The following is an 18,489-nucleotide window of genomic DNA, read 5'->3' as shown; positions in this document are numbered from 1 at the left end:
AGGAAAGGAAACAAGTGTGCAGTGGCTTTTTGTGTTACTGGCAGTGAAGAAGGTGTAGCTTAGTTTAGCTATAGGAGTTATAGGGATCACAAATGTAGGAAACGACCATTACTAAAGTAATCTTGTGGATAACAATTCTACTTATTAGTATTTAGTTGCATTTGATTGTTGGATGGAGGGCTTTGATCCAAAGAAAAAGGCCTCACATCTGTGAAGCCTTCTGCCTGTAGCGTAGGCGGTACCGCTATTACCCCCTTGTAAACGAAAGCGGTACGCCTCACAATGGATTATTAATAACTATAACTGCCCGGGCCGGTATTGGATGTCGTCAACGGCGTACTGGGCATCGCCGGATTGGATCCGCTGGTGCTGTTGTTGGAGAATACGGTATTGCCGGGTAGTCGCAGGTTGAGTAGCGTTGAAGCACTGCCCCGGAGCGCATTGTTAGAAAACGTGCAACCGGTTGGCGGCAGCATATCGTTGCTGCCATGACCAATGATAACACCCCGGTTATTCATGTTGATCCATATATTGCCGGTCACACTGGCATTGAATACCTGCGCATGGCTAAAGTCAGAGCTGGCATAGCTGTCTCCTGCGCCCAACACAAACCCGTAATCCTGGGGATTGTCTACATAATTTCCCGTGACGCTATGGTTCTTTTCATAAATTTTAATGCCACCGGTACCTGATTTTCCTGCCTGTAGCAGCAGGTTACCGGAGATGGTGTTACTATTACCCGCCCGGGAGGAGATGGTACCTACCGAAGTACGGAAGGTATTGTTACGAACCGTATTGTTGGAACTTTTGATAGAAATGATCTCCGCATCGCCATCGCAGTTCACAAAAAGATTGCTTTCCACCACCGTAGAAGTATTTTGGTAGTCACCGGCCACGCCTATACCGCCAAGTACCATTATTTCTCCCGTACCGGCTGCCATGTCATGGAAGTAGTTATGATCAATTCGCGTATTACGGGCCATATTAGGGTTGTTGGGCCCGTTGCCGTTGGCCCAACTGGTACGATTTGCCGGGATCGTTATACCGGTACGGTTTCCACGCACAAAAATATAATGGCCTCTTACGCTATTAGACCCAAACTCATTGTGATCAATACGGTTATTGTTGCTGTTCCCGCTCAACATTACCCATTGGGTGCCGCTGGCCTGCCCGCTTAGCTTAAGCGTGCTGCCGGCGAGGCGACAGTTGTTGCTGGCTTCAAACCATACTGCTACCCGGAAGGATTCGCCATCCACCGTTTGGTTTGAACCGGGAGTGGTAATTCTCAATCCCTGTATGGTAACCGAAGACACCTTACTCAGCCGGATAATACCCGATGAAACAGTGGCGTTGCCTTTATTGGCAGCCTGGATGGTAATGCCGCTTTTGGTGACCGTAAAACCAGAGTACGTTCCATTGGCCATCACGATCTTATCGCCCGAAACGGCAGATGACATGGCTGTATTTAATTGGGAATTGTTAGATACATTGTAGGTTGTAGCAGCTGCAGCGAGGATGTTTTCCACTGGAAGATTATTGTTACTTGGCGTTTCAGGCCCCACGCCCGTTTTTCTGCAGGCGCCTGCAGAAACAATCGTTATAAACAGGAATAGCAGCAATCGGTTATTCGCAACCGTGCATAGGTTGCACAATACACTTTTCATTGGCAAGGTGTTTAGCTTTTTAATAATTGATTAATGATTAGCAGTTTCCGTGATCCGGATCAAAAGAAATTACGGCAGTAACCTTACGTGATAGCTTATTTGCAAATGGCTAAGAAGAAGATAATGTAAATATAAAAACATAGATCTCTGTGCAATTGTAACAGATTGGCCATTTAGTAATGAATATTTACAAGACACTCCTCACCTGTAAAGCTTTTTCAGTACAAGACATGCTCACAAGCCCGCCTGGTAATTGCATAGGAAGTGCATAGGAAGTGCATAGAATTTGAATTATACCATGTAATTCTGGTGAAAGGGCCGGTGTAAAAGACAGTTCCGACCAAGCCACTCATATAGCTTGTTCACGTGTAAGTATACGTCGTTATTCCCCCCGCGCCGGGCGGTTTTTACCAGAAACTTTCAATGCTAAATGGAATTAGTTTGGCAAAATCGGTCAACTATCGGTTAAGTTTAGTCTAAAGTTATCCTGAGCTTAAAACTAACTTTAGGGTTAACCAAACTAATGCTATGATGAAAAAGATTTTTTTATCAGGTGTACTGCTATGCCTGTTGTTCTATGCTCATGCTCAGCAGGTTATAATCATCACAGGGGTCGTTACTGACCCGGGAAATGCACCGATCCCAAATGCCAGTGTAAAAATCAGGGGCACCGACAAGGGAACTACTACCAATGACAAGGGTTTCTTTTCTATTCAAACGTCCATCAATGCCGTGCTGGAAATATCTTCGGTGGGCTATGCCGCTCAAACCGTAAAGATCACCAGCGATAAGCAGCTTTCCCTTAAGTTGGCTGAATCGAACAGCAACCTGGCGGAAACCGTGATCATTGGTTATCAAAAAGTGACCCGTAAGAAGAATACCGCTGCAGTTTCCAGTATTTCGGGGAGGGAACTGGCGAACCTGCCCGCCTCCAGTTTTGACCAGCTATTGCAGGGCCGGCTTTCCGGTGTAAACGTACAAAACTTCAGCGGCGCGCCCGGCGCCTCTCCTTCTGTAAGTGTACGGGGAAGTTCGTTGCTGAGCTCGGCTTACGATGAAAACAATGTGCTCAACAGTCCTTTATATGTAGTAGACGGGGTACCCCAGCCTACCGAAACCTATGTAGGGCCTGGAACAGGAACTGGTCTTAACTATCTTGGTGGTGTAAACCCCAATGACATCGAGTCTATCGACGTTTTGAAAGACGCTTCGGCAGCCGCTATTTATGGTTCCCGCGCCGCCAATGGCGTTATTCTCATTACCACCAAGAAAGGCAGAACGGGTGCTCCCAAAGTGATCTTATCGGGCTATGCCGGTATTGTGCAACGCCCCAAACTCCGTGACGTTACGCTCGGCGTGGAGGAAAGAAGGGCCAAACTGGCCATCCTGCAGCAACAACTGGATTATAACCAGGAAAGGGGATTGCCGGCGCTTATTACAGACAGCCTGAATCCTGCTTTCAATGGAAATACCGACTGGCAGGACATGTTCTACCAATCCGGTAATGTAAAGAGTGCCGATCTGAGCCTTAGCGGCGCCAGTGAAGGCGGTGCCAGTTACCGCTTCAGCACGAACTACTACGATGAAAAAGGTATCATCAAAGCTACCGGCTTTAAAAGATATACCATGCGCCTGAACCTGGGCGCCCGTACACTGGGTGGTAAACTGGAGATTAATCCCATCATCAATTTCTCGCGTACCGACAAAGCCCGCGGCAATGGCGATGGCAATAGCCCCATCAGCCTTGGCGCCAGTAATATGCCATCATCCCTGTTTAACCTCGACCCGAATAAAAAGGCATTCCTGCTGGGGCAATACGATGACAACCTCGACAAAAACATTTCCAACCAGTTCAACTTTACCCTGAACCTGAGCTATGCCATCAGTAATCACCTGAGAATTACGTCGCTCACTTCTTATATCTATAAGAATTCGCGCCGCGATTTGAACGCGACCAACGAACTGCGGAATGGCAATGGAAATTCTTCCTATACTTTCTCCGACAATGAGATCAACATCATGTCGTCCAATTACCTCAGCTACGTAAATACTTTTGGCAAACATAATCTCAGCGTAGTGGGTGGCCAGGAATTCACTTACGCTCAATATCAGAATACAACAGCATCGGGCTATGGCGGGGCTTCTGACCAGATACAGGTAGTACAAGGCTTCCAGCAATTGAAAATAGGCGCCTATTCCGACTACCAGGCTTATGGCTTATTATCGTACTATGGGCGCCTGGCCTATGACTTCAATGGCAAATACCTGCTCTCGGGCAGCGTACGTACCGACGGTTCTTCCCGTTTTGGTGAAAACAACAAATGGGGCTTCTTCCCATCTGTATCAGCCGCATGGATATTGACGGAAGAGTCGTGGATGAAGAACGTGGCGAATACGTTTTCCATGATCAAGTTTCGCGCAAGCCTGGGAACTTCCGGTTCCCTGCCCAAGGAAAATTACCTGCAATACAATCTGTATAATGTGAATGCCGGTGGCTTTAACGGCAATGGAGGTGCAGGCACCTACAACGCCATCACCGCTATTACTCCCAATTTCTACAATGGCGCTGCCCAGAAAGGATTGAGCTGGGAGAAATCGAAGCAATGGAATATAGGCGCCGATATAGAAGTGTTGAATGGCAAATATTCCGGCTCGCTCGACTTTTACAACAAAGAAAATTCCTTTGGCCTGTTCTCGGTTATACTGCCCGTTACATCGGGCTATGATGTGGCCAAAACCAATTCGATAGGTGTGCGGAATGCAGGTGTGGAATTAACCCTCGCAGCCAACTTCCTGCCCCAACAGAGCCAACTCAAATGGTTCAGCCGGTTCAATATCGCCTATAACAAGAATAAGATCATGAACCTGCCCAATGGCGGCCGCGACCTGGTATTGAGTGGGGACCGTTTCGACAAATCACATATCCTTTCTGTTGGCAGCCCTATCAATGCCTTTTACCTGTACAAAACGCTTGGCGTATATCCTACAGATAAGGATGTTCCCATCAATCCTTATACAGGCACCCGCTTCAGGAATCCCAATGGCGAGTACCGCGCGGGCGACTTTCAGTTTGCCGATCTCGATGGCGATTATCTCATCGATGTATTCAACGATGGCCTCAATCCCGATAAAATGCCTATCGGCGATCCCAATCCGAAGATCACCGGTGGCTTTACGAACAATTTCTCCTGGAAGAACTTTTCTCTCGGCGTATTCTGCACTTTTACCTTCGACCGCGATGTGCTGAACCTGTTCAAAGCCGACCGCTTCTCCAACTCCACCGATGGCGACCCGTATAATAACTTTGTACGATTCTCCATTCCCGATCTCAATAAGATCAATATATGGCGCGAATCAGGTGATAATGCGCAATATGCCAAATACGACCTTGGCACTTATCGCTACTATTATACATCAGCCCAGACCTTCTTTCTTGAAAAAGGAGATTACTTCAGGATCAAAAGCGTTACGCTGGGCTATGAGCTTCCCCACAACTTCCTGAGCAGGTTCAAGATCGACCGGTTCAAGGTATTTGGCGTTGTCGACAATCTGGCGATATTCCAGCGGTCAGATGACCTGCCCGATGCCGAAGCTGTTAATTCATACGGTGAATACAACGGTGCAGGATATCCTATTCCTAAAAAATTCACCCTGGGCCTCGAAGTTCAATTCTAATGTAACCGCATAAATAGAAAAAGCATGGAACACAAATTATCAATATATACCATTCTGCTACTATTAGTATGCATTGTCACAGGCAGTGCGTGCAAAAAGATCCTTGAACAAACACCGAAGAACTCGACCTACGATGAGGTGTTCTGGAAGTCGGGCCGCGATTATCAATCGGCCATGGCCGGCAATTATGCCTTACTGCGAAATACACTGACCAGTAAAAACAACCGCTATTACTTGTATGGCGATGCAGTTGCCAAGAATTATTTCACCATCGATTATACTGGCGATGGACTGGAAGGCATCCAAAATGGCGATTTTACATTCAAGTACAATGTGCAAAGTCTGGGCGACTGGTCGATGTTCTTTAAGACCATCACCATGAGCAACCTTATCATCAGCAAGATAGATAACGCGACCGACGAAGATCTTTCCGATATAGACAATATCGCGGAATTTAGAAGGAGGATAAAAGGACAGGCACTGTTTATCCGGGCTTTCACTTATTTTCAAATGACGCGCGTTTGGGGCGATGTACCGCTCGTTACAGAAGCATACGAAGATCCGATCACGGCGCCCCAGTTACCGCGTACTTCAGCCACCGACGTGCAAAAGCAGATCGAAAAAGATTGTAAAGAAGCCGCAGCCCTGCTGAATTGGGGTTATAACGTAAAATCGGAAAGAGCAGTCACGGCTAATAAAGGTTCTGTATATGCACTGCTGACACACCTGTATCTGTGGCGCGCCACCATGGCCAATCTCAATTCCAATGTGCCGAACCCGGCGGATGTGCAAAATGCCGATACGACCCTTACCAGACTACTGGCCGAGGGCGGTTATTCCTATACCGATACGTCCAATTATTACATGACCTTTGTCGGCCGCAGCAACACCGCCACTTCACCGGAAGGCATTTTCCAACTATACATGGACGACAGAACGCAGGAAGGTTCCAATGCGCACATCGGCCTGGAATTCCTTCGCAGTGCCGAATATGTATCTTACTTCGGCAACAACGCACGCTTTTGGGTGCCCAATTCCTACTTCAACAACAATTACCAGTTCTGGTATTGGAATGGCAGCCAGTGGACACGCCCTCTTGACACACTCGATGTTCGTTACCGTAAGAACTTCGATTATGTGAAGAGTGCTGAACCCATGTGCCGTAAATACAGTAATGTAGTATACCGGAATCCCGCACAAAACCTCGACGCCTATCTAAGTAATGATATGGTCATCTTTCGCTACTCCGATATGAAATTGCTGCAGGCAGAGATAGCGCTTTATAAAAATGACCTCAATACGGCGATACAGGTGATCAATGAATCGCGGCAGCGCAATGGCTCCCATCCTGCCAACCGGGTTGATGATACATATACCCGCGACGACCTGATGTATGAATACATTGTGGAGCGTGGAAAGGAGATGTACCTGGAAGGTCATATCTTTTTCGACCTGCTCAGAACAAGGATGTATCCCAACTTTGTTGACTGGCTTTCTGAAGGCCGTTTTGCGAGAGGTGGTTTTTATTGGCCGGTAAGCCCCTCCCTGTTCAAGGAAAACAGGTTCCTGGTACAAACTTCTTACTGGCTGGGCAAGATCTGATCATTGTGTTTAACTCAATTATCTTTTTATTATGAAAAATATTATAGTATCACTACTTATACTCGTTATGGCCGGCAGTCTTTTATCCTGTAACAAAGACAGCTATAAAGTAGATGGCGGCACGCACAACCCAAAGGTCGATATGACCACATACGATTATCTGAAGTCAAAACCCCAATTCTCTTCCCTGGTGCATTTAATAGACAGGGCCGGACTAAAAGAGACGGTCAATGGCGACATTACATTCTTTGCCTGCACCAACTATAGTGTGGATGAGTTTGTAAAAGCACGCTACAACAGAAGGGCCATTGAGCTGAATAATGAAAATATCATTTATACGCTCGACAGTCTTCCATTGCAGGAAGTGAAGGACTCGCTGAAGATGTATATGTTCAATGGCAACCTGGGCCGCGATCAGTTAACAGTGGAAGGGAAGTTTTATCAAAACCTGCTGGGTCCCATTCCCAATGCATCGTTTTACATCAACCTCAGGCGAACACAGGATTACGGCAGTTACATCAATCATGTGGACTACATCCGTTTTACCAAAGTGATCGGCACACGCGACGAAACAGAGCGCGATCAAACCACCATCCCGGCAAAAGATAGGGACATGGGATATGATTGCCAAACCACTGGTATTATTACCAACACCGGTACCATCCATGTGATGAGCAACTTTCACCGGTTGTTCTTTAATACCGAACCGCTGCCTTAATGCGAACATACATTATCACGATTCTCTTACAAACAAGATATTACACCATGAGAAAAATAATCTACTTCCTGCTGGTTCTTATAATAACCGGTATGGCCTGTAAAAAAATACAGGAAGGTTTTTTGAGCGATACCATGCGCTATATCGATAAGAATATCTATTGCCTGCGCGGTCTGCCACTGGTGCAATCGCAGCGAATAGATATCGATGGCTCTACCCCGCCCATCACCTTTGACATGCAGAACCTGCGCCATGAAAACGGAGATCCAGCGCCGAAAGAGTTTTTCAGTGAATATGAAGTGCTCATGTTCAAACCCGGAATGACTTTCGATATTAAAACCGATACCACCGTAGCCGAACTGAATAAGAAAAGGGAAAAGAGAACTGTGACTCCTATGGAGTTCAATCCCGTGAGCGGACAGATCAGCTTTAACCGTGGCTCCGTAAACATTCCCCTGGGCAAATATATCTTCGACCTGCAGGCGACCAATGTAAATGGCACCAAACTGTTTCCTTCATTCGGCACTATCAATATTGTGGACCCGCTTCCCGAAGATATCTTCCTGCAGGAAGACAATGTTTCCAATGCCTTTCACGATGTAACCGGCGTTGCAACAGCACATAAAAATCCAAAGCTCACCTTTACAAAAGTATCTAACGATGGCGCCCGGATCATCCTGAAGATCTCCGACAAGAACGGCAAACCCTTCAATCCCAAAGCCGGCGAGATCATCAGGCGTGGCGACCGCCCAACCTTTGAAAACTATGCCCGATTCACCCCGGTACAATTCACCGATACGGCTATGATCTGCGACTTTGAAGTAGCGCCTTTCCCACTGGCAAAATATATAACCCCCACCACCGATTGGGGCCACCTGATCTATTACCGCATACCCAGCAGGTTTGCAACCATAGATGGTTTTACACCCGGCTTGTATTCGGTTAATCCCCGCTTTGCCTTTACCCTGAAAATGGAAGGCACGTATATCATCGAGCTAAGGCTGACAGATGTCACCCGGACAAACTGAGCATAGACTTAGCCATCTCAACGCTTTATCATCTTTAGGAAATGCATCCTGCCAAAAGCCGGATGCATTTTTTTTCAGGAGGATTTGTATCCAACGCCTTAAAACAAAAAAGCCTCACTTTCGTGAAGGCTCTCTGTTCTTGTAGCGGGATCGGGAGTTGAACCCGAGTCCGCCAGCTGGCGGATATGAATCCAACGAATTATCCAATAAAAAAGGCCTCACATCCGTGAAGCCTTTCTTTGTAGCGGGATCGGGAGTTGAACCCGAGTCCGCCAGCTGGCGGATATGAATCCAACGCATTATCCAATAAAAAAGGCCTCACATCCGTGAAGCCTTTCTGTTTGAGTAGCGGGATCGGGAGTTGAACCCGAGACCTTTGGGTTATGAATCCAACGCTCTAACCACCTGAGCTATCCCGCCGATTATTTCTTACCACTTACCGTAGCTGGAAATAATGGGGTGCAAAAATATAAAAAATTAGTCTTCCGGAAAATTTTATTAAGGCTTATGTCACAATTATTTACAGGAAAAAGGGCGGGAAAGGTCCATTTTGGGTCAAACCTCCCCGAATTTTGGCTCCTGGCAGTAAAAATAGCCTTCAAAATGATGCCTTTAGACGCTTATCTTCGCATCCTGGTAAAAGGCTTCTGCAGCGGAGCCTTTTTTATTTCAAATTCAGTACTATGACTGCAAACGGCACTACTTCCCTGAAGAAACAAGAACTCACCCATCAACAATCCGCTATCATTAATTCCAGCGGTGATCTCAGGATCAATGCAGTCGCCGGTTCCGGTAAAACCACCACTATTATCGAGTACGCTGCTTCTCGGCCTGCCAATGCGCGGATCCTGTACCTCGCGTTTAATAAATCTGTAAAATTGGAGGCTGTCCGCAAGTTTTCCGATTACGGCCTTACCAATACCAAAGTTGAAACCGCTCACTCACTTGCCTACAAGCACATCGTATTTCAGCATAATTATAAAGTAAAGGCGCAAGGATATAAGATCAGCGAAATATGTCAACTCCTTGGCATCAGGGGAAATGGTGAAAAGCATGCTGAATTCGTGATCGCCAACCACATCAATAAATTTGTTACGTATTTCTGTAACAGTGATAAAGCGAAAGTGCAGGACCTTAATTACCTCGACACCATGGTGGATGTGAATGCGAAAGCTTTTGTAAAGTCATTCTATAAATTCATTGAAGATGGCACGCGGGTGCTGCTGGCCAAAATGGATAGGGGAGAAATAGAGATCACGCATGATTTTTATCTGAAGAAATTTCAATTGTCGAACCCGGCATTGCCGTATGACTATATTTTGTTTGATGAAGCACAGGATGCTTCCGCCGCCATGCTGGATGTTTTCAAGAAACAAAAAGCTACTAAAGTAATTGTTGGCGACACGCATCAGCAGATCTATTCCTGGCGCCATGCGGTGAATTCATTAGATAAAACCGATTTCGATACCCTGCAATTGTCTTCCAGTTTTCGATTTACGCAAGACATTGCCAATCTTGCTACTGAAATTATTTCCTGGAAGAATCATTTATTTGAATGCAAGCCGGTTGCTATTGACGGAAAGGGTACAGGTAAAAGAGAGGTTGTAAAAGCTACTATTGCCCGAACCAATTTGGGCTTGCTATTGAATGCTATTGATTTTATTACCGATAACAGTAAGGTGAAGCATATTTACTTTGAAGGAAATATCAGCTCCTATATGTATGCCGATGACGGCGCTTCGCTCTACGACGTATTGAGTTTGTATAATGGTAATCATGATCGCATTCGCGACCAGCTTGTTGGTTCTATGAAAGATATAGACGACCTGGAAGAATATGTTGAAAAAACGGAAGACCATCAACTGGCTACCATGATTGAAATTGTTCGGGAATATGGTAATGAAGTGCATGGTATTATAAAATCGCTTAAAGAGCTGCATACCGGCGATGAGGATAGAAGCAAAGCAGAAATGATCTTTTCTACCGTTCACCGGTCGAAGGGAATGGAGTATGATGTTGTTTACCTGGTGAATGATTTTTTGTCTGAAGGAAAACTGAAAGACTTAAAAGAAAAGCATAAGAATGATAAGTCTGGTGCATTCGACGTTGCCCGGCTCAACGAGGAAATTAATTTATTATACGTTGCTATTACCCGCACCAGGAACAAATTGCATATCCCTGAAGCCCTGGTGCCAAAAGACTTTCCCGCTTCTTCCCAGATAATAAAAGTAAAGACCCGAGAATCCAATCCTGAGTATAATAGTTTTTCTTCTGAAAAGAAGAGTGGGTCAAAACAATCGCCTGCTACAAAGAAACAAATTGTAAAGCCCAAAGAAAAGGCATATACCGTTATACAACGAAGGGAAACAAACAAGGATGCATACAAACCCTGGACCCCGGAACAGGATTATGAACTGAAAGAGATCTATGATAATGGTACGCCAATCAGTAGAATTGCAGCCCACCTGGGCCGCACCAAGGGCGCTGTCATTTCCCGGCTTAAGAAATTAAATCACTATTTCGATGATTTATGATGATCATCAACTTTAACCATACATTATAATCCGGGTCAGGCAATACATCGTATATTCATATGCGAATGAACGCCCCCTCAATAATTACTTTATCGGATAATATTACTTTTTAATGTTTCTTGTATGGTAATGTCCCGCACAAAATTCTTTTTGGCGCTGTTCTGTTTATTTGTAACTCCTTTAGTATTACATAAATCGATCTGGTTGCTTCAATCGAAAACGACAGCAGGTATATACGCTTTTAGGAGCTTCGGACCGGCGCTTGATCAAATTCGGTTTCCTTATTCTGTTATATATTTTATGCACGGGAAAGATACGATCTGGTTCAAAGGACCGGGATATTATCATTTGCAGGAAGGTGCTGTAGTACCCGTGCGATACCTTACGGGTAACCCTGCCGGGGCAAGGGTAGATACTTTTAAATCCATCTGGTTCGACACTATTATTTATGGCGGCATTCCGTTTTTGATCCTGCTTGTAATATTCCTGCATCCTGAAATTGTTCCCTTTAGGTCTAAAGTGATGGTAAGTCGGAGGAAGCCATTTGTGCGGGTGGTTCCTTACTCACCGGGTTGGCAATAGATTTTTTGCAGCTTACGAACAAATATGCCTGCGAAGATGAATAGCAAGATCAAACTTGACCAACACTGTATATACATTGTTTGATCGTTATTTTTATAAGGAATGTTCAAATGATCCCGAAGAAATTCGTACCCTAGTATAGGCAGTATCCAATTGCCGATAGCAATAGAACAGGTTCCCACAAACAATAAAATTATGTTAGTTGCACTTTTTCTATTTCCCAATAAATAAATAAATGACCCAATTATCCAAAAACCTGTAAATAAAGAAAGGGTGACATCGTCCCCGTCCTCCCTATCGCCATAACCGCTGTAATTGATGAGAGCAAACAAAATGCCTGCAATTATGGTGACTATAATGGAGCCAATAGCAAAAGCTTTTGTACCCAATAATCTTATAAAAGCAGTACAAACCAGGATGGCAATGGCTAATGCGGAACCTATGAAAAAACTAGCATGAAAAATTTCAATTCGATCCCTATAATAAGATACAGCTTTCTCATAATTATCAAAAACCTGGTTTATAGCTGATTGCTTCGTAATTTTTCCATCTGAATAAGTCCTGAAAGCATCATCTATTTTATATTCCACCAATTTTTGTAAAATATCTGCTCTGTCACAAATAATAAACTGGTTTGTAGTCCTGCTCAGAAAATAATATCTTTCAATGATTGTATCCCTCTTTCCGATCCTGGCCTTAATCTGTCGCTGATAAACTGTTATATCAAATTTCTTAATTGTGAAAGAGTCATTCTTTATCAGGTAGTTATAATATATGGTAAGAAGATTATAGTAAGGGAGCCGATATTGGATATAGGGAGTTGAAGTATAATTATCCAGGGAAAGTTCTTCCAATGTTACAAAATCTATTTCCCGTAAGCTCACCAGAATATTGAACTTTTCCTCTGAGTTCATACCATCATATTTTTTCTGGATACGGGCTAACTGATAATAATCATGTGATCTTTTGGTGTAGAACGTATCAATGGAAGAAGCGGTATCTATTGGCGATATTGAGGCCGTATCGATTGTTGGGTACACCGCGGAATCAACCAGTGCAATATTAGCATAATTATAGTTGCCTGAAAAAGTACGTTGATATTCAGGAAAATGATTATCATTAAATATGTTGACTATTCTCCTGTTTAGGATCATATAGGGGAAGATCGCAGAAAAAGAAATAAAAAGGAACACGGCAGAATACAAGGAGGCTATTCGCCAATTTAGGAACCGGATCCTTTTACTTTGGAAGTAAATAATATCCAATAACACCTGGTAGTAGATCCAGCAAATGATAAGCACCAGGTTAGATGCTATGCCGTAGATCAGTAGCCATAACGTATTGGGAATATTCGTAAATCCAATGGGCTGAAAAATACTGATGCTGATATTGAAGGCCAGTAACAGGAGTTCGTAATAGATTAGAAAGTGCAACCGGCTTGCCCATAATAATGGTTTGCTTCTTATCAGGCGGTTATCTAATTTGAAGAGAAACCCAGGCGTTATTTTTTTTACGAATTCCTTCATTTTTCAAACAATAATCTTGTTGAATGCGTAATATCTCTGAAATATAGAACTGGAATATCTCTTTTACCCAATTCCTGCATTATGTCGGCTGATTGAATGTTTTCATGGGTAAAGATGAGCTTGTAGAATGCTTCTCTGCGGATCTCCTTTACTTGCAGATTGCGTAGAGCATTTTGGAGATCAAGTATACTGGCGCTGGTATCTATTTCATAACACCTATATTTATTCTCTGCTCCGATATCGGCTACATGCCCATTGTAAACAGCACTTCCGTTTCGCATAAAAACAACATGGTCTGAGATCTTTTCTACTTCATAAAGATTTTGAGAAGATATAATGACCGCCATCGAATTGCTGATAGAGTTGGTCAGGTTCCTGAGGTCTTGCAGAAATGTAAGCTGGCTTTTTATATCAAGATTACCGAGGGGTTCATCCAGGATCAATAATTTGGGCTGCCAGATCAATTGGCGGGCTAACTCAAATCTGAGTCTGTAACCACCGGAAAGTTCATTCCATAGTTTATTCTGATGGCCTTCCAGGTTTAACCGGGAAATGATAAAATCATACTGGGCCTCATTATTTATTCCTGTAATTCCTTTCATCGCTGCGGTGAACTTTAATTGTTCACGAACACTTGTTACGCCACGCCAGGGTAATAATGTTTGTTTTACATAGCCAATTGATCTTTTTATCTCTATCCAGTTATTACAAGGAGCGCCTGAAAAATTATATTGTAAAGAACCACGATTAGCTTTTAATTCACCTGCAATTATTCTTAATAAGGAGGTTTTTCCGTTTCCATTTTCTCCTACCAGTCCCGTTATTTCACCCAATCGTAGGTCAAGGGAAATATTATTTAATGAAAAATCATCTGATATTTTTCTGGAAATGTCTTTACAGAAGAATATTGTTTTCTCTTCAGGTTTTTGATCCAGAAATTTCTGCTTTATAGTATAGCTTTCTTCAATTTTACGGAAATGAACTTTTAGGTTATGCTGGTTGTTTATGCGATTAATAATGTCGTTCCATTTCAGGTAGATGTTCTCCCGGTATTCCTTTGTCCGAATGTTATCTGGATCTGTCTCAATAAGGTCATTTATTATGGAACCTAATAAGATCACTTCCTTATGTATATCGGTACCAAGATTATATTTTTTTGAAAAATGCAATAATGAAGGATAGTAAGCAATGGGATCACTGCTTACCTTATCTATTAATGATCTAGCCTCTATGACAACGGACTCTGTCATTTTATATATTGGTTAGCCTGGATAAATATTATCAAGAATGTCTAATACCCGACGATAGATCTTATGTCGTTCCTGTCGATATGCATTGTATAGATCTATTTCTTTATTGGAAGGTTTTGTTTCTTCCAGTTCTTTTGCATCTGATGGAATGAACACGCTTTCGTCCTTGTATTTTGGTTCTTTACCAAAATCTTTCATAAAGCTTATATATAAGCTTCTCATGCCCATAACATCATTTTCTCTAATACTATCCTCTATCGCTTCCTTTCTTGCTGCAATGTTGTAAGCAATGTCGGTGCCGCTTGGTTTATAGGATCTGTTGCCAAAGAGTGGGGCGTCAGCAATATCTCCATTCGGCATTATCAGTGTATGTACTTCCGGCCTTACAGCTTCGCCAGTATTAAGATGTTTAATGTAAGAGTAGGTAAGGTCGCCTACTTCTCTTAGTGACAGGTATTCTTTCCTTATGGTGGATGAGCCATTCGTTAACGCAGCGTTCAACCCTTCTGTAAACATCGTTATGTTCCTTTCTTTTACTATCAGCGAAGGATCGTCTTTTGAGGAAGAACATAACAATGCCAATCCGATCTCGGGAAAATTACTGCTGATCTTTTTCTCAATCATGCCGTCAACAGGAGACTGAAAAATGCCGTTATATATTTCTGCAGCAAAACAACAATCAATTATTAAAAACAATCTCCTGTTGTGCGCTGAAGTAACGAGTCTTTTGCCCAGGGATTGTGCCGTTACGCTTGAAACGCCCAGGTTAGTATCCCGGGATTGTCTGATGGCCAGTAAAAATCCTCCATTCATGCTGTCGAATCCACCATGACCACAATAATAAATGAATACGTCTCCTTTAGAAGCGGCTCCCTGGTTCAGGAAAGCCTCAATTTTTACATCAATGTCATTGGGGTTAATATCCGCATCGAACAGGTCAAGTATGTTGTTGGCAGTATTGGGTAATCCAACAGTTTCAGTAAAGAAATTAAGTATCCTTGTCTTCGAATTGAAGAACGCTATGGAAGGGGTAAAATGGTTGGAAGCCGGGAACTGACTCGCCCCCAGTATTATCAGGCTGGTTTTATCCTTATCCAAAGACATGAGCTATATTAATTTTTCTGCTCCCTCAAAAACTTTCGGAATATCCTTGCCAGAAATTCCAGAAGCCACTACCTCACCTTGACTGTTCTTAATGGTAATAGTAATATTATTTCTTTTTGATAACCACGTCTGTATTCCTTTTGCAATGGCAAGAATAGCGGGCGTGCCCAGAACAAGTACTAAGGTTGCTCCGAAGTCCTGTGCATTATCATTGTCTTTTATTCTGGCAAGTGTTATTTGTTGCGTATTGGCAAGATATGATTGCAGATCCTCAGCCAATTTATTGGCATCTGCCAGGGGAGTATCGAAATGCAGGTATAAGGATTCCATGATGTTATGTTATTAATACGAATTTATTAAAAGATAGTGGTTGTCTTTTTCCTTTCAATAAAATACCGTGAAAACACCTGTTCAGGATAGCCTATTAACCTAATTAGTTATGATGGTTATTTTGATTTTAATAGAGGTATTGTGTATTTTGTGCGGGAACAATTATACCCTATGATGCACTTCTTCGACATTAAAAACATCGCTTTTACGGCTTTAGGTCTTCCTGTCAGCTATCTTGAGCTGGTAACTTTTTTGTTTGGTCTTTTGTCCACTTACCTCGCTTCACGCAACAACATCCTTAACTGGCCTACAGGAATAATAAACGCGGTCCTGTATTTTATCGTTTGCATCCAGATAAGGCTGTATATAGAGCTGTTCATGCAGGTCTATATTTTAATTGTTTCCGGTTATGGGTGGCGTAACTGGAAAACCACCAGGGGAGAAAACATAATCACAACCATCTCTATTCGGAACAGGATCATCCTGGCAGCGAGCATAATTATCGGCACCATCGCTTTTGGCTTTTTTGCTGAAAACCTTTATTTATTGTTGCCCTCCATCTTTGTAGGTCCGGCGCCGGATGCTTTCATCAATTCATTCATCATGATGGTAAGCATTGCTGCTTTCTTATTGCTGGCAAAAAGGAAATTGGAATGTTGGATCTTATGGATAACAGGAAGTGTTGTAGGGGCTGCACTGACTTTTAAAAACCATTACTACTTTCTTTCTATTGAATATATCATATTTCTTGGGCTGGCATTGTATGCGCTTTATTATTGGAACCGGCAAATGAAGAATGAGCAGGACCAGTAAGGAAACAGCCTGGACATCACATCCTGGCTATTTCTTTTGATACATAACATAAATCAAGAAATAACCTGGTTAAAGCAGGGGAGGGTATTTTTCGTTAAATTAATAGATGAATCCCTTAATTGCATTGCCATGAAAAAGACGCTTCTACTCACCCCGGTCTTGCTTTTTGCAAGCAGTATGCTATATGCACAATCTACTACTTCACTCACTGATGTCGCGATGCTGCTTTTTAAAAATGTAAAAACAAAACTCACGATTGCCGAGCAGAACCAGGTCGCGGCTAAAACAGGATTTGTATTGTCCGGTAATAAAGACCAGCCATTCGCTGCTGATAAAGACAGTAAAGAGTATCCTTTCGCCGCTTTTGTATATCCTACCGATATGAATAAAGACGGTAAAGAAGAGATCTTTGTTGTCTTTGGCAATACCTTTACCTCAGGTAATGCTGGTTCCAGCATTACACTCTACATAAAAAATGCTGCTGGTACTTATATGCCGCATCTTGGTTTCCCCGGTACCATTCCTGAAGCGCTGACTACTTCCAGCATGAGCTATCCCGATCTGTTGATTGGCGGTCCGGGTATGGAATACCCTGTGCAACGATGGAATGGCAAGACCTATGTTTTTAACCGAACCGTAAAGGACAAGGATTACGGCAAACTGAAAAAGAAAGGTATCGATGCCATGAGTAAAACATACCAGGAAAGCATTACAATGAAATAACCGTTATAACGTAGGGGGGTAGTAAGCCAAGACTTCGTAATAATACGATAACAAGGGGCTTCGTGGATAAAGAAATAACAGTTGTTAAAAATAACTAAAAGAAAGAGCAGCATTTCAATGTAGTTGGAATGTAATTTGCTTTGAGAGGTGCAGGATATTCAAAGGATATTGGATTTTAACCGGGGGCGTTATTTTTATCTGGCCCCCTCTTTTTAAAACCTGTATATCCTTTCAAAATATATACGCTTACTTCCTGAATCCGTACCCGCATCATGCTTCTACCTTGGTTAATTATTATGGCATGATGAATGAACCGTTTTTTAAATGCCGAATGCTTGTAGCCTGAGCTTTTAGCTTACTGCTGGCAGTTTGGCTATTGATCTTATTTCCACCCTCTATTATGAGGATGAAGTATCCTTCGGTGTCAGAATCCTACTATTCAATTTATACCCGACTCCTTTTAACAACATATACCTGGAACGGTTACCTGCCCGCAACCAGCTTTAAAATAAATTTTCCCTGAATGCTAATATTTATATATTTGCAACAATAGTGCAATTAATATTTTGACTGCCTCCCGTACATACAAGCAATATGTAGCTGCTATTCTGCTGGCGTTATATGCGTTTATTGTAACTCCGGTACAGTTGTGGCATTGTCATAACGCTACAACAACGCAGTCAACCGGTAATTCTTCTGATAAAAAACTGGATACAGTTTCCGCAACAGTGGGTTTCAATACAGATAGCAATTGCCCGATATGCACTTACAAATTTTCAACATGTAACGACGATGCTGTTGTTCCGGTTGTATCCCCATTACCGGTCACTATAGTAAAAAATGGATATTATTACCTGCCGGTCATTCTAATTCGATCCTTCTCTTTATCCAACAAAGGGCCTCCTTCTATTTCCTGATATTTACTTTTTCACTTCAGCAA

The 18,489-nt window shown here is 43.0% G+C and carries 14 protein-coding genes and 1 tRNA gene; 9 read left to right on the top strand and 6 right to left on the bottom strand.

The annotated features are described in order from the left end of the window. Nucleotides 1-290: 290 nt before the first annotated feature. Nucleotides 291-1,664 carry a polysaccharide lyase 6 family protein gene (locus FAM09_RS01285; RefSeq protein WP_136575266.1) on the bottom strand — a complete coding sequence of 458 codons (1,374 nt, stop codon included), beginning with the start codon at nt 1,662-1,664 and terminating at the stop codon, nt 291-293. Between the two features lie 528 nt (nt 1,665-2,192). On the opposite strand from FAM09_RS01285, the gene FAM09_RS01280 reads away from it, so the two are divergent. Genes FAM09_RS01280 through FAM09_RS01265 form a run of 4 tightly spaced genes read left to right on the top strand, consistent with a single transcriptional unit; the run spans nt 2,193 to nt 8,687 of the window. Further along, on the top strand, nt 2,193-5,339 hold the full coding sequence (locus FAM09_RS01280; protein WP_136575265.1) for a SusC/RagA family TonB-linked outer membrane protein: 3,147 nt from the start codon (nt 2,193-2,195) through the stop codon (nt 5,337-5,339). Nucleotides 5,340-5,363: 24 nt separating this feature from the next. Next, nucleotides 5,364-6,941 carry a RagB/SusD family nutrient uptake outer membrane protein gene (locus tag FAM09_RS01275; protein ID WP_136575264.1) on the top strand — a complete coding sequence of 526 codons (1,578 nt, stop codon included), beginning with the start codon at nt 5,364-5,366 and terminating at the stop codon, nt 6,939-6,941. Nucleotides 6,942-6,972: 31 nt separating this feature from the next. Next, nucleotides 6,973-7,659: a hypothetical protein gene (locus tag FAM09_RS01270; protein ID WP_136575263.1), complete on the top strand. Its 687-nt coding sequence runs from the start codon at nt 6,973-6,975 to the stop codon at nt 7,657-7,659. Between the two features lie 47 nt (nt 7,660-7,706). Continuing rightward, nucleotides 7,707-8,687 (top strand): DUF5007 domain-containing protein, encoded by a 981-nt coding sequence (locus FAM09_RS01265; protein WP_166436991.1) that lies wholly within the window; start codon nt 7,707-7,709, stop codon nt 8,685-8,687. Nucleotides 8,688-9,033: 346 nt separating this feature from the next. Here the strand turns inward: FAM09_RS01265 and FAM09_RS01260 are convergent. Then, nucleotides 9,034-9,107 (bottom strand) — tRNA-Met (locus FAM09_RS01260). Nucleotides 9,108-9,370: 263 nt separating this feature from the next. Here FAM09_RS01260 and FAM09_RS01255 point away from each other — a divergent pair. Both FAM09_RS01255 and FAM09_RS01250 read left to right on the top strand, forming a co-directional pair. Then, nucleotides 9,371-11,221 (top strand): UvrD-helicase domain-containing protein, encoded by a 1,851-nt coding sequence (locus FAM09_RS01255; protein ID WP_166436990.1) that lies wholly within the window; start codon nt 9,371-9,373, stop codon nt 11,219-11,221. Nucleotides 11,222-11,521: 300 nt separating this feature from the next. Next, nucleotides 11,522-11,803, top strand: coding sequence for a DUF3592 domain-containing protein (locus tag FAM09_RS01250; protein ID WP_136575261.1), 282 nt, complete (start codon nt 11,522-11,524; stop codon nt 11,801-11,803). Here the strand turns inward: FAM09_RS01250 and FAM09_RS01245 are convergent. The 4 genes from FAM09_RS01245 to FAM09_RS01230 are packed head-to-tail and all read right to left on the bottom strand — an operon-like array spanning nt 11,782 to nt 16,013. After that, entirely contained in the window at nt 11,782-13,329 is a 1,548-nt protein-coding gene (locus FAM09_RS01245) for a hypothetical protein (protein ID WP_136575260.1), read from the bottom strand. The two genes, FAM09_RS01250 and FAM09_RS01245, sit on opposite strands and share 22 nt — an antisense overlap. After that, a complete protein-coding gene (locus tag FAM09_RS01240) occupies nt 13,326-14,579 on the bottom strand; it encodes an ABC transporter ATP-binding protein (RefSeq protein WP_136575259.1) in 1,254 nt (417 codons plus the stop codon). Before FAM09_RS01240 ends, FAM09_RS01245 begins: the two co-directional genes overlap by 4 nt. A 12-nt stretch (nt 14,580-14,591) precedes the next feature. After that, nucleotides 14,592-15,683, bottom strand: a complete 1,092-nt coding sequence (locus FAM09_RS01235; RefSeq protein ID WP_136575258.1) for a caspase family protein — start codon at nt 15,681-15,683, stop codon at nt 14,592-14,594. Nucleotides 15,684-15,686: 3 nt separating this feature from the next. Beyond that, complete coding sequence (locus FAM09_RS01230) at nt 15,687-16,013, bottom strand: hypothetical protein (protein ID WP_136575257.1); 327 nt, start codon at nt 16,011-16,013, stop codon at nt 15,687-15,689. 171 nt (nt 16,014-16,184) lie between these two features. Between FAM09_RS01230 and pnuC the strand changes: the two genes are divergently transcribed. The 3 genes from pnuC to FAM09_RS01215 all read left to right on the top strand — a co-directional run bounded on the left by pnuC (nt 16,185) and on the right by FAM09_RS01215 (nt 18,466). Continuing rightward, nucleotides 16,185-16,826 carry a nicotinamide riboside transporter PnuC gene (pnuC, locus tag FAM09_RS01225; RefSeq protein WP_243751554.1) on the top strand — a complete coding sequence of 214 codons (642 nt, stop codon included), beginning with the start codon at nt 16,185-16,187 and terminating at the stop codon, nt 16,824-16,826. A 129-nt stretch (nt 16,827-16,955) separates the two neighbouring features. Beyond that, nucleotides 16,956-17,549 (top strand): hypothetical protein, encoded by a 594-nt coding sequence (locus FAM09_RS01220; protein ID WP_136575256.1) that lies wholly within the window; start codon nt 16,956-16,958, stop codon nt 17,547-17,549. Between the two features lie 566 nt (nt 17,550-18,115). After that, nucleotides 18,116-18,466 carry a hypothetical protein gene (locus tag FAM09_RS01215; RefSeq protein WP_136575255.1) on the top strand — a complete coding sequence of 117 codons (351 nt, stop codon included), beginning with the start codon at nt 18,116-18,118 and terminating at the stop codon, nt 18,464-18,466. Nucleotides 18,467-18,489 lie beyond the last annotated feature (23 nt).

Source organism: Niastella caeni (genome assembly GCF_004834005.1).
In the GTDB taxonomy this organism is placed as follows: domain Bacteria; phylum Bacteroidota; class Bacteroidia; order Chitinophagales; family Chitinophagaceae; genus Niastella; species Niastella caeni.
Note: the sequence above shows the minus strand (reverse complement) of the source record. Positions and strands in the feature narration are given on the sequence as shown.